Annotated in this window: 1 pseudogene; it reads right to left on the bottom strand. The window is 72.2% G+C overall.

Going from position 1 to position 742, the window contains the following annotated elements:
• Positions 1–471 (bottom strand): annotated as a pseudogene (locus ACTIDRAF_RS29680) (hypothetical protein); the annotation flags it as partial.
• Between the last annotated feature and the right edge of the window lie 271 nt (positions 472–742).

Raw genomic sequence — 742 nt, 5'->3', positions numbered from 1 at the left:
ACGTCGGGCGCGACGCCCCAGCTTCTCCGGGCGATCCTCGGGAGCGGCCGCCGCTTCCCGCGCGGCGCGTCGGGACCGGCGCACCGGTTCCTCGGCCCGCTCCTCGACGTAGGGCGGCGCCTCGGTGTACGAGGAGTCCGAAGTGTACGGGGCGTCCTCGGTTCGCGGTTCCGCGTAGTGTCCCGCTTCGGCGCGGGGAGGAGGCTCGACGTGGGGGACACCCGAGGCGGTTCCGGGTGGATCGGCTGGTAAGGCGGGTTCCTCGTCCTCCAGCTGGTCCGGAGCTCCGGTGCGGTGTCTGGCCAACAGGTCGGAGACGGAGGTGCCGCCGGTGTCCTCCATCGAGCGACGGCGGCGGCCGGTGGGTGGCTCGGTGTACCGCGCGCGGCGGCGCCGGGGCCGGTCCTCGGACGAACCGGAGTCCTGGGAGCGCCGAGAGCGGAAACCACCGGGACGAGGATCGTCGGCCACCGGGTCTCCTTCCCTCTGGTGACAGGAACGTGGCGGTCTGACTCGCCATGCGTATAGACGCCGAGCTACCGAGCAGGTTGCCCGAACGGGTGAGCCGTCCGCCAGGCGATGGTACGGCTACGCCGTTCGGCCGCGAAGCATTCCCGGAGAACCGTCACCCTCCGCGCACGGCGCGGATCGGCTGACCGGAAAGGCGAACAACCCCTGACAATCAGTAGTACCCGACCACCCGGGGTTGCACCACGGTACGGCGGCCGCCGGCCGCCCCGGC

Source organism: Actinoalloteichus spitiensis RMV-1378 (genome assembly GCF_000239155.1).
GTDB lineage: Bacteria > Actinomycetota > Actinomycetes > Mycobacteriales > Pseudonocardiaceae > Actinoalloteichus_B > Actinoalloteichus_B spitiensis.
The sequence above is the reverse complement of the archived record's forward strand: the minus strand, read 5'-3'. Positions and strand labels throughout refer to the sequence as shown.